Annotated in this window: 23 protein-coding genes; 14 read left to right on the forward strand and 9 right to left on the reverse strand. The window is 39.9% G+C overall.

Annotation, left to right across the window (positions count from 1 at the left end; all coding sequences use genetic code 11):
- Nucleotides 1-234: 234 nt before the first annotated feature.
- Together EXE30_RS02550 and radA are read right to left on the reverse strand one after the other, a co-directional pair.
- Nucleotides 235-1239 (reverse strand): Tim44 domain-containing protein, encoded by a 1005-nt coding sequence (locus EXE30_RS02550; protein ID WP_130161063.1) that lies wholly within the window; start codon nt 1237-1239, stop codon nt 235-237.
- A gap of 84 nt (nt 1240-1323) precedes the next feature.
- Nucleotides 1324-2712 (reverse strand): DNA repair protein RadA, encoded by a 1389-nt coding sequence (gene radA / locus EXE30_RS02555; protein ID WP_130161064.1) that lies wholly within the window; start codon nt 2710-2712, stop codon nt 1324-1326.
- A 351-nt stretch (nt 2713-3063) separates the two neighbouring features.
- Here radA and EXE30_RS02560 point away from each other — a divergent pair, with 351 nt between their 5' ends.
- The 5 genes from EXE30_RS02560 to EXE30_RS02580 all read left to right on the forward strand — a co-directional run bounded on the left by EXE30_RS02560 (nt 3064) and on the right by EXE30_RS02580 (nt 7736).
- Complete coding sequence (locus tag EXE30_RS02560) at nt 3064-4566, forward strand: alanine/glycine:cation symporter family protein (RefSeq protein WP_130161065.1); 1503 nt, start codon at nt 3064-3066, stop codon at nt 4564-4566.
- A 130-nt stretch (nt 4567-4696) separates the two neighbouring features.
- On the forward strand, nt 4697-4936 hold the full coding sequence (gene lptM / locus EXE30_RS02565) for an LPS translocon maturation chaperone LptM (RefSeq protein WP_130161066.1): 240 nt from the start codon (nt 4697-4699) through the stop codon (nt 4934-4936).
- Between the two features lie 22 nt (nt 4937-4958).
- Nucleotides 4959-6209, forward strand: a complete 1251-nt coding sequence (lysA, locus tag EXE30_RS02570) for a diaminopimelate decarboxylase (RefSeq protein ID WP_130161067.1) — start codon at nt 4959-4961, stop codon at nt 6207-6209.
- A gap of 6 nt (nt 6210-6215) precedes the next feature.
- Nucleotides 6216-7070 (forward strand): diaminopimelate epimerase, encoded by an 855-nt coding sequence (gene dapF / locus EXE30_RS02575; protein ID WP_121928505.1) that lies wholly within the window; start codon nt 6216-6218, stop codon nt 7068-7070.
- Between the two features lie 60 nt (nt 7071-7130).
- On the forward strand, nt 7131-7736 hold the full coding sequence (locus tag EXE30_RS02580) for an alpha/beta fold hydrolase (RefSeq protein ID WP_130161068.1): 606 nt from the start codon (nt 7131-7133) through the stop codon (nt 7734-7736).
- 2 nt (nt 7737-7738) lie between these two features.
- On the opposite strand, the gene EXE30_RS02585 is transcribed toward EXE30_RS02580, so the two are convergent.
- On the reverse strand, nt 7739-8350 hold the full coding sequence (locus EXE30_RS02585; protein ID WP_130161069.1) for a LysE family translocator: 612 nt from the start codon (nt 8348-8350) through the stop codon (nt 7739-7741).
- 140 nt (nt 8351-8490) lie between these two features.
- On the opposite strand from EXE30_RS02585, the gene xerA reads away from it, so the two are divergent.
- The 6 genes from xerA (at nt 8491) to gyrA (ending at nt 16017) form a co-directional block, all read left to right on the forward strand.
- Nucleotides 8491-9384 (forward strand): site-specific tyrosine recombinase/integron integrase, encoded by an 894-nt coding sequence (gene xerA / locus EXE30_RS02590; RefSeq protein WP_165382362.1) that lies wholly within the window; start codon nt 8491-8493, stop codon nt 9382-9384.
- A complete protein-coding gene (locus EXE30_RS02595; protein ID WP_130161071.1) occupies nt 9374-9955 on the forward strand; it encodes an HD domain-containing protein in 582 nt (193 codons plus the stop codon). The genes xerA and EXE30_RS02595 overlap by 11 nt, the downstream gene beginning before the upstream one ends.
- A gap of 469 nt (nt 9956-10424) precedes the next feature.
- Nucleotides 10425-11174, forward strand: a complete 750-nt coding sequence (locus EXE30_RS02600) for an electron transfer flavoprotein subunit beta/FixA family protein (protein WP_130161072.1) — start codon at nt 10425-10427, stop codon at nt 11172-11174.
- 17 nt (nt 11175-11191) lie between these two features.
- Entirely contained in the window at nt 11192-12127 is a 936-nt protein-coding gene (locus EXE30_RS02605) for an FAD-binding protein (RefSeq protein ID WP_121928501.1), read from the forward strand.
- 197 nt (nt 12128-12324) lie between these two features.
- Nucleotides 12325-12957: a hypothetical protein gene (locus EXE30_RS02610; RefSeq protein ID WP_130161073.1), complete on the forward strand. Its 633-nt coding sequence runs from the start codon at nt 12325-12327 to the stop codon at nt 12955-12957.
- A 327-nt stretch (nt 12958-13284) separates the two neighbouring features.
- Entirely contained in the window at nt 13285-16017 is a 2733-nt protein-coding gene (gene gyrA, locus EXE30_RS02615) for a DNA gyrase subunit A (RefSeq protein ID WP_130161074.1), read from the forward strand.
- A gap of 101 nt (nt 16018-16118) precedes the next feature.
- On the opposite strand, the gene EXE30_RS02620 is transcribed toward gyrA, so the two are convergent.
- Genes EXE30_RS02620 through EXE30_RS02635 form a run of 4 tightly spaced genes read right to left on the reverse strand, consistent with a single transcriptional unit; the run spans nt 16119 to nt 21022 of the window.
- Nucleotides 16119-17231, reverse strand: a complete 1113-nt coding sequence (locus tag EXE30_RS02620) for an ABC transporter permease (RefSeq protein ID WP_130161075.1) — start codon at nt 17229-17231, stop codon at nt 16119-16121.
- A complete protein-coding gene (locus EXE30_RS02625; RefSeq protein ID WP_130161076.1) occupies nt 17228-18358 on the reverse strand; it encodes an ABC transporter permease in 1131 nt (376 codons plus the stop codon). Before EXE30_RS02625 ends, EXE30_RS02620 begins: the two co-directional genes overlap by 4 nt.
- A 3-nt stretch (nt 18359-18361) precedes the next feature.
- Nucleotides 18362-19513: an HlyD family secretion protein gene (locus tag EXE30_RS02630; protein ID WP_130161077.1), complete on the reverse strand. Its 1152-nt coding sequence runs from the start codon at nt 19511-19513 to the stop codon at nt 18362-18364.
- Nucleotides 19514-19525: 12 nt separating this feature from the next.
- Nucleotides 19526-21022 carry a TolC family protein gene (locus EXE30_RS02635; RefSeq protein WP_130161078.1) on the reverse strand — a complete coding sequence of 499 codons (1497 nt, stop codon included), beginning with the start codon at nt 21020-21022 and terminating at the stop codon, nt 19526-19528.
- 346 nt (nt 21023-21368) lie between these two features.
- On the opposite strand from EXE30_RS02635, the gene serC reads away from it, so the two are divergent.
- A complete protein-coding gene (serC, locus tag EXE30_RS02640; RefSeq protein ID WP_130161079.1) occupies nt 21369-22448 on the forward strand; it encodes a 3-phosphoserine/phosphohydroxythreonine transaminase in 1080 nt (359 codons plus the stop codon).
- 71 nt (nt 22449-22519) lie between these two features.
- Here serC and EXE30_RS15835 read toward each other — a convergent pair whose 3' ends face one another.
- Entirely contained in the window at nt 22520-22663 is a 144-nt protein-coding gene (locus EXE30_RS15835; RefSeq protein ID WP_004668950.1) for a hypothetical protein, read from the reverse strand.
- Between the two features lie 36 nt (nt 22664-22699).
- On the reverse strand, nt 22700-23638 hold the full coding sequence (locus EXE30_RS02645) for a hypothetical protein (protein ID WP_130161080.1): 939 nt from the start codon (nt 23636-23638) through the stop codon (nt 22700-22702).
- A 230-nt stretch (nt 23639-23868) separates the two neighbouring features.
- On the opposite strand from EXE30_RS02645, the gene EXE30_RS02650 reads away from it, so the two are divergent.
- Both EXE30_RS02650 and EXE30_RS02655 read left to right on the forward strand, forming a co-directional pair.
- Nucleotides 23869-24339, forward strand: a complete 471-nt coding sequence (locus EXE30_RS02650; protein WP_121928492.1) for a YaiI/YqxD family protein — start codon at nt 23869-23871, stop codon at nt 24337-24339.
- A gap of 7 nt (nt 24340-24346) precedes the next feature.
- The gene (locus tag EXE30_RS02655) at nt 24347-25240 is read left to right on the forward strand and encodes a DMT family transporter (RefSeq protein WP_130161081.1); all 894 of its coding nucleotides are present in this window, start codon (nt 24347-24349) and stop codon (nt 25238-25240) included.

Genomic DNA, 25240 nt, shown 5'->3' on the forward strand with positions numbered 1-25240 from the left:
TGAAAATATGCCTGACGGTAATCTTCGAAGTATCGTGTATGTCGATAATGTCTGCACATCGTAATTGAGATTGCATCCGTTAGTTGAATAGGGACGGCGTATTGTAAGTTGGTTTTCAGATCAAAGATGCTTAAAAAGAAAAAGCTTAATAAACGTCTATGTAGATGGATATAGGATTTACGGGTAATAAAAAAGGAGCTGTCGAAACAGCTCCTTTGAATTTGATGAAATCGTTTAGGCTTGTTGAATACCTGCAACAACCCAATCTTGTTGTGAGCCAGCAGGTTTAACAAAGTGCCAAATCTCGGTAAATGGTTGTGGCAAGCTGTTTAAGTCTTCACTCACAGTACCTGTAAAACGAACGCTGACAACATATTGTCCATTCTCAGTTGAACTTTCGACTACCATGGCATTGAGATTGCTAAATTCAGCAACGTCTTGATCTTGGTTGGCCATAATGTCGCTATACATTGAGCTGTAAAGCTCAGGTGACAAATAACGACGGATTTCTTGGATATTATTTGCGTTGTTTACTGATTGGATGTGATTGAAGCGTTGACGGGCAGTACGTAAAAATGCAGCTGGTTCGGTACCATCTGGTAGTTGATTACCATTACTGGTCGAAGCACTACCAAATGGTGCTTGAGTTGGAGCATTACCGAACGGTGCTTGAGTCGCAGCACCGCCACCAACTGATTGACCAAAGATATTGGTGTTGTCACCTGTTTGGCGAGCAGTTGGTTGCGATGTTGTTTGGCGGCTAAAGTTATTTCGACCGCTATTGTTCGGAGCGTACGGATTATCTGCTGCTAATTTTTTTTTTGCGCCTAATCTGCGGAACACAAAGAAGGCGGCGGCTGCTGCAAGTAGAACCCAAATCCAACTAGGAAGCCCTTGTTTCTCCTCCTCGGCTGCAACAGCTTGTTGTTCTGTTTGAGATGGATCTTTATCATCTGCCATTGCGTTTGCTGCAACGGCACCTAATGCTGCGCCAGCAACACCTGCGGCAACCATACCACCGACACCAGGACCTGCTTTTTGAGGTGCAGCAGTCGGAGCGGCTTGTTGTTGTGCTGGTGGAGTCGCTTGGCGAGGTTGTTGATAAGACTGGCTAGATGAGTTAGATCTGCTCATACCATGACTCTTTCCGCCGCCTGCACGTTTCGCTTCTGCGAGTGGTGCAGCAACCAAGGTTGCCATTAATAAAGCGGCCATCAAGCCACGCTGGTGTACTTGCATCGAAAATCCCTATTTAGTTCCAATTAGTAAGTGTATTTATGCAGGCATTTGCCGTGAATTTCAACTAGAAAAGCATATTTTTTATTACAATTCATCACTAAGTTGCATCGCTTCAGTCAAGGCTTCATGTAATCGGGCAACTGCAATCACTTGGATACCTTCAATTGGTTTTTGTGGTGCGTTGCCACGAGGCAAAATCACATATTTAAAACCATGTTTAGCTGCTTCTTTTAGGCGTTCTTGACCATTTGGAACGGGGCGGATTTCGCCAGATAGCCCAACTTCACCAAATACAGCCAATTGTTGAGGTAAAGCTTTACCGCGTAAGCTGGATGCGCAGGCGAGTAGAACCGCAAGGTCAGAACCTGTCTCGGTGATTTTTAATCCTCCGACCACATTGATATAAACATCTTGACCAGCGGTTTGTACTCCTCCGTGTCGGTGCATAACCGCCAGTAGCATATTCAAACGGTTTTGTTCCAAACCGAGAGCCACACGACGTGGCTGTCCATGGGCATCGTCAACTAATGCTTGCACTTCAACTAATAGAGGACGAGTTCCTTCACGGCTGATCATTACAATTGAACCAGGGATGGCTTCATCATAACGGCTGAGGAAAATTGCCGATGGATTGGCGACTTCACGTAGACCTTTATCTGTCATGGCAAAGACCCCAAGTTCATTGACTGCACCAAAACGGTTCTTCACTGCACGAATCATACGGTAACGTGAGTCAGATTGACCTTCAAAATAGAGCACGCAATCAACCATGTGTTCTAAAACACGCGGGCCAGCCAGCGCACCTTCTTTGGTCACATGGCCGACTAGGAATAAAGCAGTGCCACTATTTTTAGCAAAACGGGTAAGAAGTGCAGCTGACTCACGAATTTGCGAGACGCCGCCGGGTGCAGATTGCAAGGTTTCGGTATATAGGGTTTGAATGGAGTCTAAAATAGCAACAGCAGGGCGCACTTGAGCTAAAACTTCACATATCCGTTCAACGCAGGTTTCAGCCATAACTTTGAGCTGATCGGTGGGTAAATCTAAACGCTGTGCCCGTAATGCAACTTGAGAAAGTGATTCTTCGCCTGTGACATACAGGGCAGAACTTTTTTTGCTGGCCATATGTGTTGCAGTTTGTAGCAAAATGGTGGATTTTCCAATTCCAGGGTCGCCACCAATCAGAACCACTGAACCTGTGACTAGACCTCCACCTAAAACACGGTCAAACTCACTCACACCGGTGGCTAGACGTGTTTCATTGGAAACAGAGACTTGGTTTAAGGTGGTAATACTTGCTGCTTGACCTGAATATCCGCCGCCCATTTTGGGTTGACCACGATGAGTGACACTCGGTTCTATACGGACTTCAGTGAGACTATTCCATTCACCGCATTCAGTACATTGCCCAGCCCATTTGGGGTGATCTGTGCCACATTGTTCACAACGGTAAATAGTTTTAATTTTTGCCATATTAAAATTGAAAATTTTCTGTAAATTAGTTAAAAAGTAAAGTAATTACGAAAACAGTGCGTTGATCATGTTTCTCTTAATAAGGATGAAGAGAAACGACGTTTTCGTAACTCACTGGTTAAAGGGAAGTGCTCAGCAAAATAACATGATATAAGACTTTTACAAGTAAGATACAGTGTGTTTTTGAGTTAATATACTTGTTCAGTTCACTTTTTCCATGGACGGTTTTGAGCAATTGTTCAATTCTTGTCAAGAAACTACGGTTGATTGGCATAGATATTGCTGTTGCTCAAGCAAATGAAAATTTAACAGTTGTTATATTTTCAATTTATATAAAAAAGGTTGATATATATGAGTGCAGCAGAAATTGTTAATTGGGTAAATGGCATTATCTGGAGCCCCGCGCTAATCTACTTATGTTTAGGTGCAGGTTTATTTTTCTCTATTCTTACGCGGTTTGTTCAAGTACGACAACTCAAAGAGATGGGGCGACTATTAATTAAAGGAACATCCTCATCGCAGGGTATTTCATCATTTCAAGCGTTATCAGTTTCACTTTCTGGTCGTGTTGGTGTGGGTAACATTGCTGGGGTAGCAGCAGCAATCGGTTTTGGCGGTCCTGGTGCTGTATTTTGGATGTGGGTGGTTGCATTTTTAGGTGCTAGTACAGCATATGTCGAATCAACTTTAGGTCAAATCTATAAAGTTGAATACCAAGGTCAGTATCGTGGTGGACCTGCATTTTATTTTGATAAAGGCTTAGGGCAACGTTGGTTAGGTGTTCTCTTTGCGATTGCTGCAATCATTTCCTGTGGTTTGTTCTTGCCGGGTATTCAAGCGAATGCGGTTGGAAATGCATTTACTCAAATTACAGGTGATGGTGCTATTGTTTTTGGCAATGTCGGTGCTTATAAGTTGTTGGCACTTGTTATCATTGTCACGTTATTATCTGTCATTATTTTCGGTGGTATTAAACGTATCGCTCGATTTGCTCAGTTTGTTGTACCATTTATGGCGCTTGGCTACATTATCATGGCGCTGGTGATCATTTTTATGAACATTCAGGAACTTCCGGGTGTGATAAAAATGATTTTTGCAGATGCTTTTTCACCAATGGCGGGTATCGGTGCTGCGATTGGTTGGGGGGTAAAACGTGGTGTTTACTCAAATGAAGCAGGCCAAGGTACAGGTCCTCATGCAGCAGCAGCAGCTGAAGTTCAACATCCAGCACAACAAGGTTTAGTCCAATCTTTTTCTGTCTATGTTGATACCTTATTCGTTTGTTCTGCGACCGCTTTCATGATCTTGATTACGGGAATGTATAACGTTCAAGGTACTTTAGAAGCAGGTCAGTTTATTGTGCAAAATGTCGGTGCTTCTGTTGAAATTGGTTCACCAGCATTTACTCAAATGGCAGTAAATACGGTCTTTGGTGGTTTTGGTCAAATCTTTGTCGCACTTGCAGTTTTCTTCTTTGCTTTCACTACAATTATTGCCTATTACTATATTGCTGAAACCAATATTACTTATCTGAGCTATATCACTAAAACACCTTCATTAATGTTCCTGACCAAATGCTTTATTCTTTCAGCTGTAATTTATGGTGTGATTAGCGCGACAGGTTATATTTGGGGGATCGGTGATATTGGTGTTGGTTTAATGGCATGGATTAATATCATTGGTATTATCATGACCTATTTCATTTGGAAACCAACCATCAAGGCACTCAACGATTACGAGCAACAACAAAAAGCAGGCGTGACCAAGTTTACCTTTGATCCAGTCAAACTTGGAATCCGTAATGCAACATTCTGGGAAGATCGTTTAAAGAAAGAACAAGAACAAAAAAAGTGATCTAGTTTTCTCTAGTGAAGTATCGCCCAACATAAAAAAACAGCCCTTGTGGCTGTTTTTTTATGTTTAGACTTTAGCCTATCGATTGATCACGCTATACTGCTGCGAATTGTAAAAGTTAGGTGCTCAGATGCGTCCAGTCATTTGTTCTATCAGTGTGTTGCTGAGTTGTGTTGTATTAACCGCATGCGGTCAGTCGGGTGCATTGCAACTTCCTTCTGATCCAAATCATGATAAGCGTGCAAAATACCTGCTTTATAAAAATGAAGTGTCTACAGCCAAAGCATCATCTGACGTAAATGTAGATGAAGTGAAAGCGGAAAGCCAAGCAACATTATCAACGACTGAATCACAACCAACGTCACCTTAAGTTTGTAAACAAGGACATTTTCATGAGTTTCACGCGCATTAATGGAGTATTGCATGCTGAGCAATGTTCATTAGATCAGCTCGCACAGCAATTTGGCACGCCTTTGTATGTTTATTCAAAAGCAACTTTGGAAAAGCATTATTTAGATATGCACCGTGCTTTTGATTTTATTGATCATCAAATCTGTTTTGCGGTGAAGTCAAACTCAAATATCGCTGTTCTAAATGTCTTGGCAAAACTTGGCGCTGGTTTTGATATCGTGACGGGCGGTGAGTTAGCCCGTGTGCTGGCTGCAGGTGGCGAACCATCAAAAATTGTATTCTCTGGTTTAGGGAAATCTGAAGCAGATATTGAAAAAGCCTTAAATGTGGGTATCGCTTGTTTCAATGTGGAATCCTATGCCGAACTTGATCGTATTCAAAAAGTTGCAGCCAAGTTAGGGAAAAAAGCGCCGATTTCTTTACGTGTCAATCCTGATGTTGATGCTAAAACTCATCCCTATATTTCAACGGGCTTGAAAGAAAATAAGTTTGGTATTCCTAGCGATACTGTAAATGAAACTTATCAATATGCGGCATCACTTCCGAACTTAGAGATCGTGGGGATTGACTGTCATATTGGTTCTCAGTTGACTGAGACCAAGCCTTTTGTTGATGCACTTGATCGTGTGATGTTGATGATCGAGCAGTTGAAAAGCCTAGGTATCACCCTAAAACATATTGATATTGGTGGTGGTTTGGGTGTTTGTTATAAAGATGAAATACCGCCTACTGTTGCAGAATATGCCAATGCACTTCGACCTGCTTTAGAAAAGCTCGGTTTAAAAGTTTATATGGAACCAGGTCGTAGTATTTCAGCCAATGCTGGTGCATTACTGACTAAAGTTGATTTACTTAAACCAACCAATCATCGCAATTTTGCCATCATTGATGCGGCAATGAATGATTTAATTCGCCCAGCTTTGTATGAAGCATGGATGGATATTCAGTCGGTCAACCCAAATGCTGATGTTGAAACTAAAACTTGGGATTTAGTTGGTGCCATTTGTGAAACAGGCGATTTTCTAGGTAAAGAGCGTGATTTGGCATTGCAGGAAAATGATGTATTAGCGGTATTAGGTGCTGGCGCATACGGTTTTGTAATGAGCTCAAACTACAATACGCGTGGTCGTGCTGCTGAAGTTATGGTCAATGGTGATCAAGCCTATTTAATTCGTGAACGTGAAACAATAGAATCACTCTGGGAAAAAGAGCATTTGTTGCCTCAGGAGTAAATCGGGATGTATTTAGAATTCACCAAAATGCATGGTCTGGGCAATGACTTTATGGTTGTTGACCTGATTACCCAGCGCGCTTATTTAGATACCGTGACGATCCAACGTTTAGCAGATCGTCATTTTGGTGTGGGTTTTGATCAACTTTTGATTGTTGAGCCACCTGATTTTCCAGATGTGGATTTTAAGTATCGTATCTTCAATGCCGATGGTTCTGAAGTGGAACAGTGTGGTAATGGTGTACGTTGTTTTGCACGCTTTGTACATGAACGTCGTTTAACCACGAAAACCAAAATCCGTGTGCAGACCAAAGCGGGTATTGTTGAGCCTGAGCTGGGTGCAAATGGTTTAGTTCGTGTGAATATGGGCTATCCTAAATTTCTACCACAAGAAATCCCATTTTTAACCGATGCACATGAAGATGCTGAAGGTCTTTATGCACTTGGCTTAGCCAATGATAAAAGCATTAACATTGATGTGGTCAATATGGGCAATCCGCATGCCGTTACGATTGTTCCTGATGTGCTGACTGCTGATGTTGCAGGGATTGGCCCACAAGTCGAATCTCATGTTCGCTTTCCGCAACGTGTTAATGCAGGGTTTATGCAAATCTTGGATGAAAAACACGTGCGCTTACGTGTGTTTGAGCGTGGAGTAGGTGAAACTTTAGCGTGCGGAACAGGGGCGTGTGCTGCGGCTGTGAGTGGTATGCGTCGTGGTTTACTTGCCAGTGAAGTTGAGGTTCAGCTTGCGGGTGGGAAGTTGCATATCGCATGGCGTGAAGGAGATGTGGTTTGGATGACAGGTCCAACCACACATGTTTATGATGCACGATTAGATTTAAGATATTTTCAAGGTTAACTAAAAAAGAGCACCAGATGATGGTGCTCTTTTGTTTTAGGTTCAGACAAAAAATTGCTTATGAATAAAATTATCTTTTTACCTGGTGCTTCTGGCGATTTGAGCTTTTGGCAGCCTGTTCGTGACTTATTGCCAAGCACATATGCGAAAGAAATTATAGGTTATCCGGGGTTTGGTAGTGTTGAAGCGAATCATGAATTAACAAGTTTTGATGAACTCATTAACTATGTCGTTGGGCAAATACAACAAGAATGTATAATCGTCGCTCAATCAATGGGTGGCATTTTTGCTGTGGCTGCGGCATTAACAAAACCTGAACTGGTAAAAGGATTAGTTTTGGTTGCGACATCTGGTGGAATTTCACTGGATCCTTTTGATGTACAAGATTGGAGAGAAGGATATCGTCAGCATTATTTACAATATCCAGATTGGTTTGTGACCGCCAATATCAATTTTGAAGCTGAATTGGGTTTAATCAAAAATGACGTATTGTTGTTGTGGGGAGACCAAGATCCTTTGAGTCCACCTACTGTCGGAGAATATCTAAGTCAGTGTTTTTCACATGCTGAATTACATGTCATTAAGGGTGGTGATCACCAGTTTGCGCATACACATGCACAAATTGTTGCTGAACACATCAACAACTACCTAAACAGAATTTTGTAGTTTTAACGTTTGCTGAATGCGAGTTTCAGTGCAAATAAAATAAAAATACTGCCGGTGATTCGATCCATGTTGCGAATAAATTTCGGTTGCTTTAAATAATGCGCAACAGATTGCATGGCCAAAATTAAAAAAACGGACCAAATAAATCCGATGATCACATGAATCATGACCAATCCCATTGTCCACGCAATTGGTGAGGCTGAATGTGGAATAAATTGAGGAAGGAATGAAATATAAAAAATACCGACTTTGGGATTGAGCAAATTTCCGAAAAAACCTTTGATAAACCAATTTTGATTCGATCCAGAATTCGCTGTACTTGCAAGTTCTGCTCTAGGTTTGAAGATCATATTGAGTCCAAGCCATGTGAGATAAGCGGCACCGATCCATTTTAAAACATCAAAGGCTAGATCGGAGGTCATCAACAACGCCCCTAAACCACAAGCGACGATTACACCCCAAGCAATACAACCTAAATTAATCCCTAAAGCGGCTTGAAATGCTTTTAATTTTCCTTCGAGTGTTGCAGTACGAATAATCAAGGTCGTGTCTAGGCCGGGGGTGATCGTAAGCAGTGTGATTGCGATCAGATAAGGGATTAAAATTGTTGTCATTATGAGAAAGCACGTTCTAAAACTTGAAATTTATTGTATTACAACCCTAATACATCAGCGTAAAAAAATTGTTAGACTGTAGACATGATGAATTCAATAATATGGAGAGCTATTTGGAAACCCCAGCAAAACTGCTTTCCATGTGGTTAAAAGAACGGATGATTCAAAATCAGTCTGAACATACTATTACAGCTTATAGGCGTGATTTAACCGATTTTTTTCTATTTTGTGAGCACAAACAACTCCAATTACAAGATGTTGAGGCTTCTGACCTTAGACAGTATTTAGCTGAGCGAGTGGAACGAGATCAACTTAGCTCAAGTAGTTTGCAACGGCATCTGACTTCCATCCGTCAATTTATGAAATGGGCGGAACAGGGGCAATATTTAGCACAAAACCCATCAGAAGATTTTAAATTAAAACGCCAATCTCGACCTTTACCAGGTTTGATTGATATTGAAACTGTCAATCAAATATTAGACCAAGCGGCGCCTGAAAAACCGCTTGATCAACAATTATGGTTGCGGGATAAAGCGATATTGGAACTGCTCTATTCTAGTGGTTTACGTTTGGCTGAATTGCAGGGTTTGACCATTAAAGATATTGATTTCAATCGACAGTTATTGCGTATCACTGGTAAAGGTAATAAAACACGTATTGTCCCTTTTGGACGTAAAGCCAAAGAAAGTCTGATCGAATGGTTTAAAATCTATCGGATTTGGGTGGGTGAATTCACCGCAGATTCAGCTGTATTTATTACTCAGCGTGGGCAGACATTAAAGCCGCGACAAATTGAAAATAGGGTGAAGCTGCAAGCACAAAGAGCGGGAGTAGATGTTGATTTACACCCACATTTATTGAGACATTGTTTTGCCAGTCATATGCTCTCTGCCAGTGGGGATTTACGCTCTGTACAAGAAATGTTAGGGCATAGCAATCTTTCAACGACCCAAATCTATACGCATGTGGACTTTGATCAACTCGCAAAAGTATATGACCAAGCCCACCCAAGAGCACAGAAAAATGAATATTAAACAACAATTTTCATTATCTCTAGATGATGATGCTTTTATACAATGTAGCACTTGGATTGAAACGATCTTACAGGAATACAAGACTGTTATTCAGTTAGATTATCAAGGTTATCTCAATCATTGTAAGCGTGTTGCAGCATGTTGTTTGACTTTATGCCAAGATAACGGAAGCGAGACAATTTATAAAATAGCGATTGCTGCTGCTTTTCATGATATCGGTATTTGGACTGCAAAAACGATTGATTATCTCTCCCCATCAGTAGATCAAATGCAACAATACCTTATTACAAATGATTTGTTAGATTGGGAAAAAGAAATCGCCTTGATGATTACAGAACATCATAAGTTAACTAAAGCAGAATTTTCGGAATATCCACTGGTTGAATATTTTAGACAGGCCGATTATGCAGATTTTTCATTAGGTTTATTACGTTCAAATATCCCAGTGAACCAGTTTAAAAAATTAACCAAACAGTTTCCAAATTTTGGGTTTCACAAAACATTGATTTATTTGGGTATAAAGCGCTTAGTGCAAAAACCTTGGAGTCCATTACCGATGTTTAAATGGTGATTTTGACTGTTAACGCCAAGCTAAATAGGCTTGAAATGATATATTATGTTGCAAAATTGAGTGTTTAATAGCCGACTACTTTCAACTTTGTCATGAAAGTTTGTTTAATTGGTGTTCTTACTTTATTGCCAAGTTTTTGCAAAATAGTTGCAATAATCAAGTGCACTGGTAATGGTCGTTTACAGATCAGGGGTGTTTGAAAGAAAATACGTGTTTTAGGTTGTTGAATTTTTTAAATTATTAGAAAAATCAAAGTTTAATATTGATGTTAGGTGATGTTGAAATTTATGATCTGGATTGGGAATTTAAATTAGTGAACTGGGCATTTCATCTTTTTTCTAGTCGTAGCGGAAATTGTGACTTGACCAAAATGCCAAATACATTGCAAGATAGGGCACCTAAAAAGTTTCGATCGAAGAGTTAGAATGCTCTTTACTACATTTACTTGTTTAGAACAGCCGAGGATTACATGAAGGCTCTTGTTGCTGTAAAACGTGTGGTTGATGCCAACGTTAAAGTTCGTGTTAAACCGGACAATAGTGGGGTTGACCTTACCAACGTTAAGATGTCAATTAACCCATTCTGTGAAATCGCAGTGGAAGAAGCGGTTCGCTTAAAAGAAAAAGGAACGGTTTCAGAAATCGTTGTTGTTTCAGTGGGTTCTAAAGACGCGCAAGAACAAATTCGTTCTGCAATGGCTTTAGGTGCTGACCGCGGTATTTTAGTTGAAACTGCTGATGAAGTCGGTGCTTTAGAAGTTGCTAAAATCTTAAAAGGCGTTGTTGATGCTGAAAAACCAGAACTTATTCTTCTAGGTAAGCAAGCAATCGATGATGACTCTAACCAAGTAGGTCAAATGCTTGGTGCTTTACTTGGTGCGGGTCAAGGTACTTTCGCATCTGAAGTTAAAGTTGATGGCGGTAAAGTTCAAGTTACGCGTGAAATCGACGGTGGTTTACAAACTGTTGAGCTTGGTCTTCCTGCAATCATCACGACTGATTTACGTTTGAATGAGCCACGTTATGCTGCGCTTCCAAACATTATGAAAGCTCGTAAGAAGCCGCTTGATGTTAAGTCACCTGCTGATTATGGCGTTGCGACTGGTACTAAACTTAAAACAATTAAAGTTGAAGCACCTGCTGAACGTAAAGCTGGCGTACAAGTGAAGTCTGTAGATGAGCTTGTAGAAAAATTGAAAAATGAAGCGAAAGTGATCTAATACAGAAGGATAAAATCATGAGTATTTTAGTTATCGCTGATCACAACAACCAGACACTTAACGGTGCAACTTTAAACGTTGTTGCGGCAGCTCAAAAAATCGGTGGTGATATTACTGTATTAGTAGCAGGTTCAGGCGCTCAAGCAGCTGCTGATGCTGCTGCTAAAGTTGCTGGTGTGAGCAAAGTGTTGCTTGCTGATAATGCTGCGTATGCAAACCAATTGGCTGAAAACGTTGCTGGCTTAGTTGCTGACATCGCGAAAGGCGGTTACAAATACGTATTAGCAGCTTCTACAACGACGGGTAAAAACTTACTTCCACGTGTTGCTGCACTTCTTGATGTAAGCATGATCACAGACATCATTGCTGTTGATTCTGCAAATACATTCAAGCGCCCAATTTATGCAGGTAATGCAATCGCAACTGTTCAATCTGATGAAGCAATCATCGTTGGTACAGTTCGTGGTACAGCGTTTGATGCAGTTGCTGCTGAAGGTGGTTCTGCTGCTGTTGAAGCGGTAAGTGATGCAAAAGATGCTGGTATTTCTAAGTTTGTAAACGAAGAAATCGTGAAACTTGATCGTCCAGAATTAACAGCTGCACGTATCGTTGTTTCTGGTGGTCGTGGTGTAGGTTCTGGTGAGAACTACCATAAAGTACTTGATCCATTAGCTGATAAGTTAGGTGCTGCACAAGGTGCTTCACGTGCTGCGGTTGATGCTGGTTTCGTACCAAACGACTTCCAAGTGGGTCAAACTGGTAAAATCGTTGCGCCTGATCTTTATATGGCAATCGGTATCTCTGGTGCGATTCAGCATTTAGCTGGTATGAAAGATTCTAAAGTTATTGTTGCAATCAACAAAGACGAAGAAGCACCGATCAACAGCGTTGCTGACTATTGGTTAGTGGGCGACTTAAATACTGTTGTGCCAGAATTGGTATCTAAACTTTAATTCTTTTTGAATTAAGTGTAAAAAAAACGCTCCGAAAGGAGCGTTTTTTTTACATTAGCTTTCAGAAAAAAATGATTGAAATAGTGTCTTTGTAAATATGGACAAGCGGAAGATAAAGAGGCGGATACAAAATCCGTATTGTGCTATTATATGCCGCTTTTTGGTACTACCCATATTTTTGGTTTGGAGTTGAGTTTTTGCAGCTAGATACTCGTCTTACGTGGCCTGTTGTCATCCTCTTTGTTTTATCTTGTTTTATACCACTCTTGGCAGATTTTCATGTGCCAATATTTCAAGAGCATTTTGTTCGTCAAGTTGAAAATGTGCAGGCAATATTCTTGCTGTTTTTTGCCGTGTTTAGTTATTTCTATATGCGTCCTTTAACGTTGTCACGTGGTAAAAAGATTTTTTGGCTGTGGGCAATATTGTGGTGGGTGCTACTGTTCGGACGAAGCACCAGTTGGGGCCGTGATTATTTTCCTGATGTACCCAAACCATATTTTCGTGCAATATCTGTGTTATTGATTGGATCTGTGACGTTCATGCTCTTTTCAAAAACATTGTGGCAAGAGATCTTAGCTAAGTTTCAATATGCATCAATCCCGATTTGGGGGTTCTTGCTCGCTGTCTTTGGTCTAATTGTTTCTGATGCGGTTGAACATCACCGTATTATTGCGAGTGTGTTTTTGCATGATTCACGTTATCAAGATTTAGTCGAAGAGTTATACGAATTTCTTGTGATTTTTGGCTTGTTTTTGGTGGCACTACCAATAATGAATCGAGATAAGCATACCCAGTCAACGAGTGAAGTAGAAAATCAAGCAGTTTAATAACAGGCTACATTGAAGTTGTTTTCGATTTATTTGCTTTGAAAACGTTAGCTTAAATTGTTGAATCGCTTGATAGCATGACATGCATGAATACCATTAAACACCTCTTATTTTTTAAGAGGTTTTTTTATGCAAAAAGTTTATGGAATTGATTGAAATAAATACAAAGAATCATGGTTATAGATCGTAAGTGGCACACAAATTTAGTCTCTAATATGTTATACTGATCGACTGAATTTTTGATGTCGATTTGGTTTTTCTGAGTCGATTTTTTAGCGAGTTTTGAGACATATAAGTGCGAGATTTTTCTCGTAGAAAGGAGTATGCATGAGCGTATCGGAAATCAGACCGATTGCCATTGAGGACGAACTCAAGCATTCATATCTAGATTACGCGATGAGCGTAATTGTATCTCGTGCGTTACCAGATGTAAGAGACGGTCTTAAACCTGTTCATCGTCGTGTATTGTTTGCAATGCATGAATTGGGCAATGATTATAACAAATCATACAAAAAGTCTGCTCGTGTTGTCGGGGATGTGATTGGTAAATATCACCCTCACGGTGACAGTGCTGTATACGAAACAATTGTTCGTATGGCGCAGGACTTTAGCTTGCGTTACATGCTGGTTGATGGTCAAGGTAACTTCGGTTCTGTAGATGGGGATAGCGCGGCAGCAATGCGTTATACCGAAGTCCGTATGCAGAAGTTGACCCATGAAATTTTGGCTGATTTAGAAAAAGATACAGTCGATTGGGAAGATAACTACGACGGCTCTGAACGTATTCCTCAAGTAATGCCAACGCGTATTCCAAATCTATTGATTAATGGAACCACAGGTATTGCGGTGGGTATGGCGACCAATATGGCGCCACACAACATGACTGAGGTGGTCAATGCTTGTTTGGCTTATGCAAATAATCCAAACATTTCTGTTGAAGGATTGATGGAGCATATCACGGGTCCGGATTTCCCTACAGGCGGTATTATTTACGGTAAAGCAGGCATCGTTGATGCATATCGTACGGGTAAAGGTCGTTTACATATTCGTGGTAAATATCACTTCGAAGAAGATCAAAAATCAGGTCGAACGACAATTGTCTTTACTGAAATTCCTTATCAAGTCAATAAAGCAAAAACGATTGAGCGTATTGCTGAACTGGTAAAAGAAAAGAAATTAGAAGGTATTTCTGAGCTTCGTGACGAGTCTGATAAAGACGGTATGCGTATCGCGATTGATTTGAAGCGCGGTGAAAATGCAGAAATTGTTGTAAACAATTTATTCTTGCATACTCAACTTCAAAACTCGTTCAGTATCAATATGGTTTGTCTAGATAATGGTCAACCAAAATTGATGAACCTAAAAGAGATCATTGCGGCGTTTATTCGTCACCGCCAAGAAGTGGTGACTCGTCGTACTATGTTCGAATTGCGTAAAGCACGTGAACGTGGACATATCTTAGAAGGTTTAACGGTTGCTTTAGCCAATATTGACAAGATCATTGAGACCATTAAGACATCTGCAAACCCAGCTGAAGCGCGTGAGCGTTTACAATCGGGTGAGTGGTCAGGCGGTGGCGTCGTTGCTTTATTGGAAAAAGCGGGTGCAATTTCTGTTCGTCCAGATGAGATTGAAGGTGAAGATCCTGCTCGTCCATTTGGTTTGTCAGGTGACATCTATCGTTTATCACCAACACAAGTTTCTGCAATTTTAGAATTACGCCTACATCGTTTAACGGGTTTAGAGCAAGACAAGCTACATGCAGAATATACTGAAATCTTAGGGCAAATTGCTGAATTAACAGCAATTCTTAATGACTTTAATTTGTTGATGAACTTAATTCGTGAAGAGCTTGCTTTAATCATCCAACAGTATGGTGATGGACGCCGTACAGAGATTATTGAGTCTGGGGTTGATTTCTGTCGTGAAGATTTGATTCCAGAAGAACAAGTCGTTCTTACTGTTTCTCAAACAGGCTATGCGAAAACTCAACCACTTTCTGATTATCAAGCGCAGCGTCGTGGTGGTCGTGGTAAGTCAGCAACTTCTATGAAAGATGATGACATCATCCAGCATTTAATTGTTGCTTCAAACCATGCCACGGTATTGTGTTTCACCAATGTGGGTAAAGTTTATCGCTTAAGAGTATTTGAAGTACCTCAGGCATCGCGTGGTGCTAAAGGTCGCCCAATTGTGAATTTGTTGCCACTTGATGCAAATGAAACAGTGACTGCAATTTTGCCACTCAAAGATTTCCCTGAAAACCATTATGTCTTTATGGCTACAGCATCTGGTACGGTAAAACGTGTCGAGCTGGTACAGTTTAGTAATGTCCGTTCAAATGGTTTGCGTGCAATTGAACTCAATGAAGAAGATACCTTAATCGGTGTTGCAATCACTGATGGCAAGCAGCAAATTATGTTGTTCTCGAACGAAGGTAAAGCAATCCGTTTTGCTGAAACCGATGTTCGTGCGATGGGACGTACTGCGAAGGGTGTACGTGGTATGCGCGTCAGCTTTGCAAGTAGCGTGCTGGAAGTTGAAGAGACCGACATCATTGAAAATGATGAATCAGATGATGGCGATGATGTAGCAGAATTAAATGTGATCAGTCGCATTGTGTCGCTTGTAGTTGTTCCAGAAACAGGTGAAGTACTGTGTGCATGTGCCAATGGTTATGGTAAGCGTACTCCAGTAGGTGATTTCCCAACCAAGAAACGTGGTGGTAAGGGTGTAATCGCGATCAAAACCTCTGAACGTAATGGCGAACTAGTGGGTGCTGTTTCGATTGATGAGAGTAAAGAGCTGATGTTGATTTCTGATGGTGGTACTTTAGTTCGTACCCGCGCATCAGAGGTTGCTACTACAGGTCGAAATGCTCAAGGTGTTCGCCTGATTCGTTTAAGCGAAGCTGAAACCTTGGTTGGTGTGGTTTCGATTGAAGCTGTTGAAGTAGAAGATGATGAAGAGTTGGATGTTTTAGAAGAGGTTCAAGTCACTGAGACAGAGACTTCAGAAATGCCTATTTTTGATCAAACAGACGATGCTCCCAAAGAGTAAATAAAACTGTAAAAAAAACCCAAAGTTCTCTTTGGGTTTTTTTATATCTATTGCTTCTCTAACTTTGATTTTCAGGATGGTTTACTCGAAATCAAAGGAAGCTATTTAGCTTCCTTATGGGTGGGTTTCATGAGAACTAAGCGATAGTAGGAAATTGCCAATAAAACGGCACCCACAGTCGCTAAATAAATTAATTTTGGAATGACGACCGTCGTTGGCACACCCATTTGATTGAGTTGTATGAACATTTGAACACCATGGGTTGATGGTAGTAGCCAAGCAAACCATTGCATCCATTCAGGCATGGCTTCATGTGGCCATGCTGTACCTGTGAGTAAAAAGAGCGGAACTGAAGTCACCACGATAAGGTGTCCCACACGTTCAGGCATATCGACAAATGAGCCGATGAGCATAGCTATGCCAATCACACAACTGACATAGATTGGAACAGCGAGTAACATGCCCCCAAAATTCCCTCCATGCGGATACTCATATAACCAGAAAGTAAATCCAAATAGATAGAAACAGCTTAAACAACCCGTGGTGAGGATTGCTGCAAATACAGCCCAAAATTCTGACCTTTCCGCTACCCAGCCTTTTTCACGATAGCTGGCAATCAGCATGGCGAGTCCAAGTAAAATAGTCTGATGGACAATTAAACTTGCAACCGCTGGAAATATATAGCTTCCGTAACCTGACAAAGTGTTAAACAATGGAATTTGGTGAATCGAGAGTTCTGGATGGAATTGTGATGCATTACCAAATTTTTCTAAGTGTTCTTGCAAGGTATATTCAATTGAACTTGCTAAACCAAGGCCGACTTCTTTGGTTCGTATAAAATATGCGGTACTCAGGTAAAGCCCAATGCCTCCCATCTCCCCACGCTTTAAACTATTGGTGAGATTCTCAGGTAATAGCAAAATTCCCTCAGCTTTTTGATTTTGAACCAATCGTTGGGCTTCTAGAAAATTATCCGTTACTGTTGTGATCTGGATATGAGGGCTATTCGACGCTTGACTAATAATTTTGGAACTAAGAATACTTTGTTCTTCATCCACGATGACGATGGGTATATTCTCTGCGGTTTGTGCTTTATATGCCGTTGGATAGAAAAAACTATACAAAAGTGTTGCTGCGATTAATGTAGTAAAGACTGAGTTATTGGCAAAAATATTTTTAAAGGTTTGAATGTAGTAATGGAAAAATGACTTCATGAGATAATCTCCTGTGCATTTTTCTTTAAGAGACGAACACTTAATCCAAAATAAAGCGCACAGAAAATGACTAAAATACCCAAAGGCAGTAGCGAGACATATACATCACTGCCGATGACCCATTGCTCAGTCTGTAGTTTTGCATAAGGGGTATATGGGATAATCATTGACCAAAATTGAGTAAAAACAGGCGCATTATTTAAGGGAAGTGTAATTCCTGAAAAACTCGGAGAAGAACCACCATAGAGTGCAATAAAACCAAAAGTTTTTGGTAGATCTCGGGTCGCTAAAACAACCGTGCTGCTAATCACTGCATAAGCGAAATATAGTAAGAATTGTGCAAGTAAAATAAGTGTGATCGAACCAGCGATGAAATAGCCACGAATATGCGCTAGCCAAAACATCCAGCACCAGGTCCATGCACAGAAAATTAAAACATAAACTAATATTTTACCAAGTAAGCTCGCAATAACCTGCTTTGAGTTGACCCATTCTGTAAGTGTCTTTCGCTTGAGTTCTTGTCCTATTGCAAAGGCAACGCAACAACATAGGAGTAAGTGGAGAACAGCAGGTACCATAAAGGGTTCTAAGAACAATTCATAACTCATATTGGGGTTATAGAGTGTAGATACTTTAATGTGTGGTGTGGGTATATCTAAATAGGGGATGGTATTGGCAAGATAACTTTGTCCCATGTAGTCCGCCATACCATTTAAGGTACTGATCAGCATAGCAGATGAAACCGTGCTACCAATGCTAAAGAAAGACTGATTGTAGGCGATACTGATTTGCGCATCTTGTGCTCTGACCAGCCGTTGTTCTGCACCGTCTGGAATTAAAACGAATCCCCAAGCCTTGGTTTGGTTAATCAAGTGTTCAGCTTCATCTTGGCTTTCGGTGATCGTTTTGACTTTCAAAGCATGGTTAATACTAAGAGCGTGAATGACCTTACGGCTCATTTCACTTTGATCTTGGTCAATCACAACGATCGGTAAATGTTCAGCTTTACCCGCAGAAAACATGCTGCCAAAAAGTAGAATTACTAGCAAAGGGGCAATGACTGCCATAAAAAGATCAACTTTATGGCGCTTTAAATAACGCAATTCCCGAAGCATAACAGCAAACATCGGTTATTTTGCCTCTTCGATTTTAAATAACACACTCATACCCACTTTTAAGTCAGGAATAGATTGTTCAGGAACTAAATGGAACTTAAAGCTACGAATATCATAACCACCAGTTTGACGTGTGGTTTTAATGGTTGCAAAATCACCTTCAGCATCAATACTTTTGACTTTAAAGGTGACGTTTTGATTTAGGGCTGGAATAAAACCGTCAAGTGTTTTTCTTTTATAGACAGCGTTATACATGTCTTCACGGATATTGAGGCTAACCCACAAATCGTGATCTTCAATGATACTGACTACAGGCACGCCTGTTGCGACGAACTCAGTTGGTTTGCCGTAGGTTTTAGAAACGGTGCCATCTGTTGGCGAATAGAGTTTGGTTTCTTCAGTGAGTGCTTGGGCTTCTTTAACAGCAGCTTGAGCCATGGCAACTTGTGCATCAGCTGTTGATTTTTGCTGTTCAGTACTACCACGTTTAGCACGTGCGTACTGTTGATAGGCAGCTTCGGCAGTTTCACGAGCAGATGTTTGTGCGGCTAACATTTCATCACGACGTTGACGAGAAATAACCCCTTGTTGAAATAGAGTCGCACCTCGTTTATAAGTGGTTGCAGCTAGTTCTGCTTGTGTCTTCATGGCTTGCCAATTGGCATAAAGGGTTTCAATATTTTCTTGTTGTGCACCGCGATAAACGGTGGAGTGGAAGGCCGTCGCACTTTGTAGCGCAGCTCTCGCTTGTTCGCTTTTTGCTTCTAATTCTGGACTGACAAAACGAATTAATGGTTGTCCCTTTTTAATGATTTGTCCTTCTGAAACATAAAATTCTTCAATTCGGCTGGGTACTTTGGTGCTGATATGGACAGTTTCTGCTTCAACACGACCTTGTAATTCGATGGTTTTGGGTTGGTAGGCTTTCCATAGACCATATACAATTAAACCGAGTAATAATAAAAGTACAACCAAAGCAATGATTTTAGCTTTGCTATTTTTTGGTGGTTCAGTTGGTTGTTTTAGAGTCGCTGATGCGTTGGATTCATCAACGGTTTCAGTTGAAGACTCTTGTTGAGTAGTGGACTCAGTCGATTGATTTTCAGTAGCTTTTTCCACGTCATCTGTATCGCGTTCTGAATTGGATGATGATTGATTTTGGCTCATAATATTCTCCAATTAGCGGATATAGTCAGTACGTGGCTGGTTCACATAAAGCTTAAATTCATCAATAGAACCGTAGCTTTGTAGCAAAGTGGCCAGAGATAAAATGTATTTATAAGAATTAAGCGCCATTTCACTTTTTAAAGCACTTAATGCATTTTGAGCATCAATGACTTGGGTGGCAGTACCCATACCTTCTTTAAATGAGAGTTGTTGAATACGCAGGTTTTCTTGCGCTGCTTTGGTATTCTGAGTCAGGAGCTGATGACTGGTTTGAGAGGCATTTAATTCACTATAAGATTTGTACAATACATTTTCGATTTCTTGCTTGGTGCGTTCAGTCATGAGCTCAGCCGCAAAACGTTTAAGCTCTGCTGCATGCACATTTTTGTTTTTATCTATTCCAGAAAATAAATTGTATTTTGCCATCACGCCCACAATCCAATTTTCTTTGTCATCTAAGCCATATTCGCCAAAAGCAAAAACACTCGGTCTTTTAGCTGCTTGCTGTATTTTTACATTTTCATTGGCAAGCTGAGTATCCATTTGCAACTTTTTCACCAAGCTGGAATTTTGGTCATAGCTAGCCATTAACTTATCCAGTGAATGGTTTTCTGTCGTATTTACGAACAGTGGGGTACTCAGATTTAAGCCCTCTTTAGTACGTAATAAGTTTTGTAGACTAAATTGGCTGGCACGTAGATTCGACTGCGCATTTTGATAGGCACGTTCAGCGTTATTACGCGCCACCTCAAATTGCATACGTTGTCCTTTATTAATAAAGCCTTGCTGCTCTAATTTAAGTGCATTGTTATAATGTTGTTGCATAGCATTTAAATTGAATTGACTTGCATTGAGTAGTTGCTGTTGTAATTGCACATTAAAATACGATTGAATCATTTCAAAACGCTGTGAATCTTGTTGTTGCTTCGTACTAATATTTGAGCGTTGAGCCTGAAGATCGGCGATTTGTTTGGCACTATTGATTTTTCCACCAGTATACAGCGGCATCACCATTGATACTGAGGTGTGGACATCGTGATCTTTAATGGTGACATCTAAATTATTTGGAACCTTATTAAGACCTTCACTCACTGTTTGATCGAAACCTTGACTGACTTGATCAATCACCTCGGGTGGAAGTACATTTTCCCATTGCGATAATTTGTCATCGAAACCACGAGTGAGTGAGTTTTCTAATCTGCGTTTACTCGACTCCAAGGGAACACTTGTTTCACTATGAAAAGAGTATGCCCGCGCATTTAAATCAATGCGAGGAAGACCTAAATGTTTGACCGCTTCCATTTCAAGTTTCGAGGCTTGTTGCAAAGCTTGTTGGGCTTGAGAAGCATAAGCATTTTCGACAACATATTGTTCGGCTTCGCTATAACTCAAAGTTTGGGCAAATAAAGAAGTCGAAAAGAGAGCACAGCCAATCAAGTGAATACTCAAGCTGAGTTGTTTAGGCAGCCGTTTGACCTTAAAACTTGGTCGATCATTTTGTTTCAACATTCGAGTATGTCGCAATTCAATATTATCCTGAGTTAGTCTAAATTGTTTTTATAAAAATAAAATATTATGTTTTTAATTAAATAGTTATATCCTCTCAATTGGTGTAGTCAATTTGTAAAAAATAGAGTTTTTAATCTAGTAAAAACAGGATAAATCTCGTTTTTGAAGCTTATAAATATTCATCTAAATTATTATTAAAATAAATTTAAAGGCAGAAACACGATTGAAAAATTAATAGGATTTAGATGATTAAATTGAAATATTTACTCGATAAGCTGCTGCAAGCTGCGTCAATCTGTGATTAAATTCCTATCTCAATTTGTTTCACTTTGACAAGGGAAAATTCATGCGTGCTTATAATTTCTGCGCTGGTCCTGCTGCATTACCTACTGCCGTTTTAGAAAAAGCTCAACAAGAGATGTTGGATTGGCAAGGTAAGGGTTTGTCGATCATGGAAATGAGTCATCGTAGCAATGACTATGTTGCTGTAGCAGAAAAAGCTGAAGCTGACTTGCGAAAACTCATGAATATTCCTGAGAACTATAAGGTCTTGTTCTTACAAGGTGGGGCTTCCTTACAGTTTTCAGCGATTCCGTTGAACTTGCTTGGAAAAAATAATAAGGCCGATTATATTCATACTGGAATTTGGTCTGAAAAAGCATTAAAAGAAGCGAAACGCTATGGTGATATTAATGTTGTGGAAGCCGGCACGCTGATTGATGGAAAACATGCAATCACAGAACAAAGTACTTGGAATCTTTCTCCAGATGCTGCTTATGTACATTATGCGGATAATGAAACCATTGGTGGTTTACAATTTGCGAGTGTACCTGAAGTAAATACACCTTTAGTTTGTGATTATTCATCAAGTATTTTGTCTGCACCATTAGATGTAAACAAATTCGGTTTAATTTATGCCGGCGCACAAAAGAATATCGGACCAGCTGGTTTAACGATTGTGATTGTTCGCGATGATTTACTTGATCAAGCAAAAGCGGATATTCCAAGTATTTTAAAATATGCAGACCAAGCTAAAAATGGCTCAATGGTCAATACACCAGCAACCTATGCGTGGTATTTATCAGGTCTAGTCTTTGAGTGGTTACTTGAGCAGGGCGGTGTAGACGCAATGTATAAAGTTAACCAAGAGAAAGCTAATTTACTTTATGGTTATATTGATTCTAGTGATTTTTATAACAACCCAATTGCACTGCCAAATCGTTCAATGATGAATGTGCCATTTACACTGGCGGATGAAGCACTGGAAAAGACCTTCTTAAAAGAAGCAGAGCAAAGTCATTTGCTTAACTTGGCAGGTCATCGTTCAGTAGGTGGCATGCGCGCCAGTATTTATAATGCTGTTCCGCTAGAAGGCGTTCAAGCATTGGTGAGCTTTATGGATGAGTTTGTAAAACGACATGGTTAAATTTGACTAGATACAATAAAAGCCCTCGACGAGGGCTTTTATTTATTTATAAATATGTTAATGGTCAAAAATTAGAACAAGCCAATTTGATGAAAAATGAGTGCTGCTAAAAACATACCAAGTAAAAAAAAGCAATAAGCACCAACATCAAGTTTAAGACCTTGATCACTCGAATGAATAAGACTGGTGGTCGTTTGTTCTGGTATAATTTTCATTAGAACGCCTAAAAATGCCATTTATGTGATTTTTTGTCACTTTAAAGCTGTTTTAGCATAAATATTGGCCTGAATCCATAGATTGCCACGAATATATTGGCCAATGTTAAAGTTTTTATACAAATCATTTTTAGTTGCAATACGGATGACGATTGCAGGGAGATCATCTTCTAAAACTAAAGTCACATCATACAGGGTATATTCATCTTGCATAAACTGCATTGTAGTTTTGCCGACGATATTTCCTTGGAACCATGCTTCATCTTCTTGACCTAATGTTTCACCGAATAAATAGGCAACCATTTTAGAAAAGTCGACAGTTACAGGTTCTTGATCTTCAGGGGTTTTTGGTTGCCAATCATTAATAAGTTCTTGTAAGTTTTCTGGTGCAATCCCATTATGTTCGGTCAAAATCGCATTTAATGCACGGTGATGTTTAATTGAAGCGGGATCATCAACAATGATTTTCTCACCGTCAGCAACGATTTCTAATTCATAAGCCCAAGCATTAAATTGGACTTGATAAGTTTGGTTCTTATCATATTTGCAGTGATTTACACTGAATAAATTATCAAAGGCATAAATAACGGTATTGGTATTTAAACTTAAACGCAATACAGCTTGAGTTTCAGAATCACAACTAATAATTCGCTCGATTTTTGCATCATATTTATATGGACTTTCAAAACTTGGAAAAGCTGTTTTTAATGCGCGAGGTTTTTGATCTTCTACTGCAATAATTTGATTAATTGAAATTGCTTCACCACTTGGTCCCTGAATCAGCCAAAATGATTGATCCATCTCTTGTTCATCTTCACAGAGACCCATTGGCATCACAGGTGCATCCAGTGCCAACCCTAACCATTTAGGAACATCGGTTTCAGGTGTATCGGTCAATAAGTTCCAGTGTTCAACGTGGTTACCGAAATTTTGATCTTGAATTGTAATCGTTTCTGGACTGTTTTGATTTTTCATAAAGCGCGATGCAAAAAGATTGAACTTATTCTATTAAATCGAGGGTAACTGTCATATTTCAAGTCTGGATATGTAATTCTATAAATTTAATTTACTTTTTCATGTAAGTCCTAACTCTCCATTTAATTTCTTCTCATAACGATTGCTCTGGTTTTAGTTTTTTGATGCTGGCTCTATTAGTGTAGCAATCTGCTACACTATATTTTTTATTTATATGAGCTTGTGCCAACGTGCTGCCATTTAAATTATGGGTAGATGCGGATGCTTTACCTCGAATTTTACGTGAAGTGATTCTTCGCGCATCTGATCGTTATCAACTCGAAGTTATTTTTGTTGCCAATCAAAATGTCGGCATTACGCCATCCATACGAATTAAATCGATTCAAGTCATGAGTGGGGCAGATCGTGCTGATCAAGAAATTGTTGATCGCATGCAGGAGAATGACATTGTCATTACGCAAGACATTCCACTTGCAGCCCAAGTGATCGAAAAAGGGGGAATCGCAATTCATCCTCGTGGTGAGGTCTATACCACTGCAAATGTCAAAGCGCGGTTACATTTACGGGATTTTATGGATACTTTGCGTGGTGCTGGTGTTCAGACTGGTGGACCACCTCCGATTTCAGAAAGAGATAAGCGAGAATTCTCTAGTTCATTAGACCAAACGATTTTCAAACAAAAACGTAAAACAGCTTCTTGAGCAGAACATGCCTTCACGTCTTAATTTAATGCTCACTTACGCTTTGTTAATATTTATTTGGGCATCAACGCCTTTAGCAATTGTTTGGAGTGTTTCTGATTTACATCCGATGTGGGCTTTACTGTTACGGTTTTTAATTGCACTGCCTTTGGCAGTATCGGTTTTACTGTTTTTAAAAGTTAAATTTCCAACCCATAAACTTGCACTATTGAGTTATGTCGCTGGTTCTTTGAGTTTGATTGGCTCACAGATTTTTACCTATGCTGCTACAGCTTATTTAAGTTCTGGCTTGATTGCATTGATGTTTGGTTTAGCCCCAATTATGGCGGGCTTAATAGGGCGATTTGCTTTTCAACAGAAACTTGCTGCTTGGCAATGGTTGGGGATGGCTATATCGATTATTGGACTGGCTATGATTTGTCTTAGTGGCAATCAAAAACACGTACAGCCGATCGGTATTGTCCTGATGTTATTGAGTGTTTTTTCTTATTCATTGTCAATTTTTTGGGTGAAAAAGATCAATGCAGATGTACAGCCGATGGCGCAAGCAACTGGCTCTATTCTGATTTCTACGCTGTGCGCATTGTTGTTATTACCTTGGATTTGGCAATATGTGCCGACACATATTCCATCAGCGAAATCGTTATTGGCACTGGCCTATACTGTGATTGTGGCATCGTTAATTGCGATGTTCTGCTATTTTAAATTGGTCCAAAACTTAAAAGCGACGACCTTATCGTTGACCACGGTGATGACACCGATGTTAGCAATATTGATTGGTGCATATCTCAACCATGAACAATTGTCAGTTCAAGTGTTTGCTGGTGCAAGTATTATTCTATTTGGCTTATTCTTATATTTCTTTAGAGATCTAAGTGCATATCGCCGTTTAAAAATATAA

The sequence above is a fragment of the Acinetobacter halotolerans genome (genome assembly GCF_004208515.1).
Taxonomy (GTDB): Bacteria; Pseudomonadota; Gammaproteobacteria; order Pseudomonadales; family Moraxellaceae; genus Acinetobacter; species Acinetobacter halotolerans.

What these genes read in the sequence shown, in the direction of transcription:
- EXE30_RS02550 (WP_130161063.1), bottom strand. Translation starts at nt 1,239, where the DNA reads ATGCAAGTACACCAGCGTGGCTTGATGGCCGCTTTATTAATGGCAACC.
- radA (WP_130161064.1), bottom strand. Translation starts at nt 2,712, where the DNA reads ATGGCAAAAATTAAAACTATTTACCGTTGTGAACAATGTGGCACAGAT.
- EXE30_RS02560 (WP_130161065.1), top strand. Translation starts at nt 3,064, where the DNA reads ATGAGTGCAGCAGAAATTGTTAATTGGGTAAATGGCATTATCTGGAGC.
- lptM (WP_130161066.1), top strand. Translation starts at nt 4,697, where the DNA reads ATGCGTCCAGTCATTTGTTCTATCAGTGTGTTGCTGAGTTGTGTTGTA.
- lysA (WP_130161067.1), top strand. Translation starts at nt 4,959, where the DNA reads ATGAGTTTCACGCGCATTAATGGAGTATTGCATGCTGAGCAATGTTCA.
- dapF (WP_121928505.1), top strand. Translation starts at nt 6,216, where the DNA reads ATGTATTTAGAATTCACCAAAATGCATGGTCTGGGCAATGACTTTATG.
- EXE30_RS02580 (WP_130161068.1), top strand. Translation starts at nt 7,131, where the DNA reads ATGAATAAAATTATCTTTTTACCTGGTGCTTCTGGCGATTTGAGCTTT.
- EXE30_RS02585 (WP_130161069.1), bottom strand. Translation starts at nt 8,350, where the DNA reads ATGACAACAATTTTAATCCCTTATCTGATCGCAATCACACTGCTTACG.
- xerA (WP_165382362.1), top strand. Translation starts at nt 8,491, where the DNA reads ATGTGGTTAAAAGAACGGATGATTCAAAATCAGTCTGAACATACTATT.
- EXE30_RS02595 (WP_130161071.1), top strand. Translation starts at nt 9,374, where the DNA reads ATGAATATTAAACAACAATTTTCATTATCTCTAGATGATGATGCTTTT.
- EXE30_RS02600 (WP_130161072.1), top strand. Translation starts at nt 10,425, where the DNA reads ATGAAGGCTCTTGTTGCTGTAAAACGTGTGGTTGATGCCAACGTTAAA.
- EXE30_RS02605 (WP_121928501.1), top strand. Translation starts at nt 11,192, where the DNA reads ATGAGTATTTTAGTTATCGCTGATCACAACAACCAGACACTTAACGGT.
- gyrA (WP_130161074.1), top strand. Translation starts at nt 13,285, where the DNA reads ATGAGCGTATCGGAAATCAGACCGATTGCCATTGAGGACGAACTCAAG.
- EXE30_RS02620 (WP_130161075.1), bottom strand. Translation starts at nt 17,231, where the DNA reads ATGAAGTCATTTTTCCATTACTACATTCAAACCTTTAAAAATATTTTT.
- EXE30_RS02625 (WP_130161076.1), bottom strand. Translation starts at nt 18,358, where the DNA reads ATGTTTGCTGTTATGCTTCGGGAATTGCGTTATTTAAAGCGCCATAAA.
- EXE30_RS02630 (WP_130161077.1), bottom strand. Translation starts at nt 19,513, where the DNA reads ATGAGCCAAAATCAATCATCATCCAATTCAGAACGCGATACAGATGAC.
- EXE30_RS02635 (WP_130161078.1), bottom strand. Translation starts at nt 21,022, where the DNA reads ATGTTGAAACAAAATGATCGACCAAGTTTTAAGGTCAAACGGCTGCCT.
- serC (WP_130161079.1), top strand. Translation starts at nt 21,369, where the DNA reads ATGCGTGCTTATAATTTCTGCGCTGGTCCTGCTGCATTACCTACTGCC.
- EXE30_RS15835 (WP_004668950.1), bottom strand. Translation starts at nt 22,663, where the DNA reads ATGAAAATTATACCAGAACAAACGACCACCAGTCTTATTCATTCGAGT.
- EXE30_RS02645 (WP_130161080.1), bottom strand. Translation starts at nt 23,638, where the DNA reads ATGAAAAATCAAAACAGTCCAGAAACGATTACAATTCAAGATCAAAAT.
- EXE30_RS02655 (WP_130161081.1), top strand. Translation starts at nt 24,347, where the DNA reads ATGCCTTCACGTCTTAATTTAATGCTCACTTACGCTTTGTTAATATTT.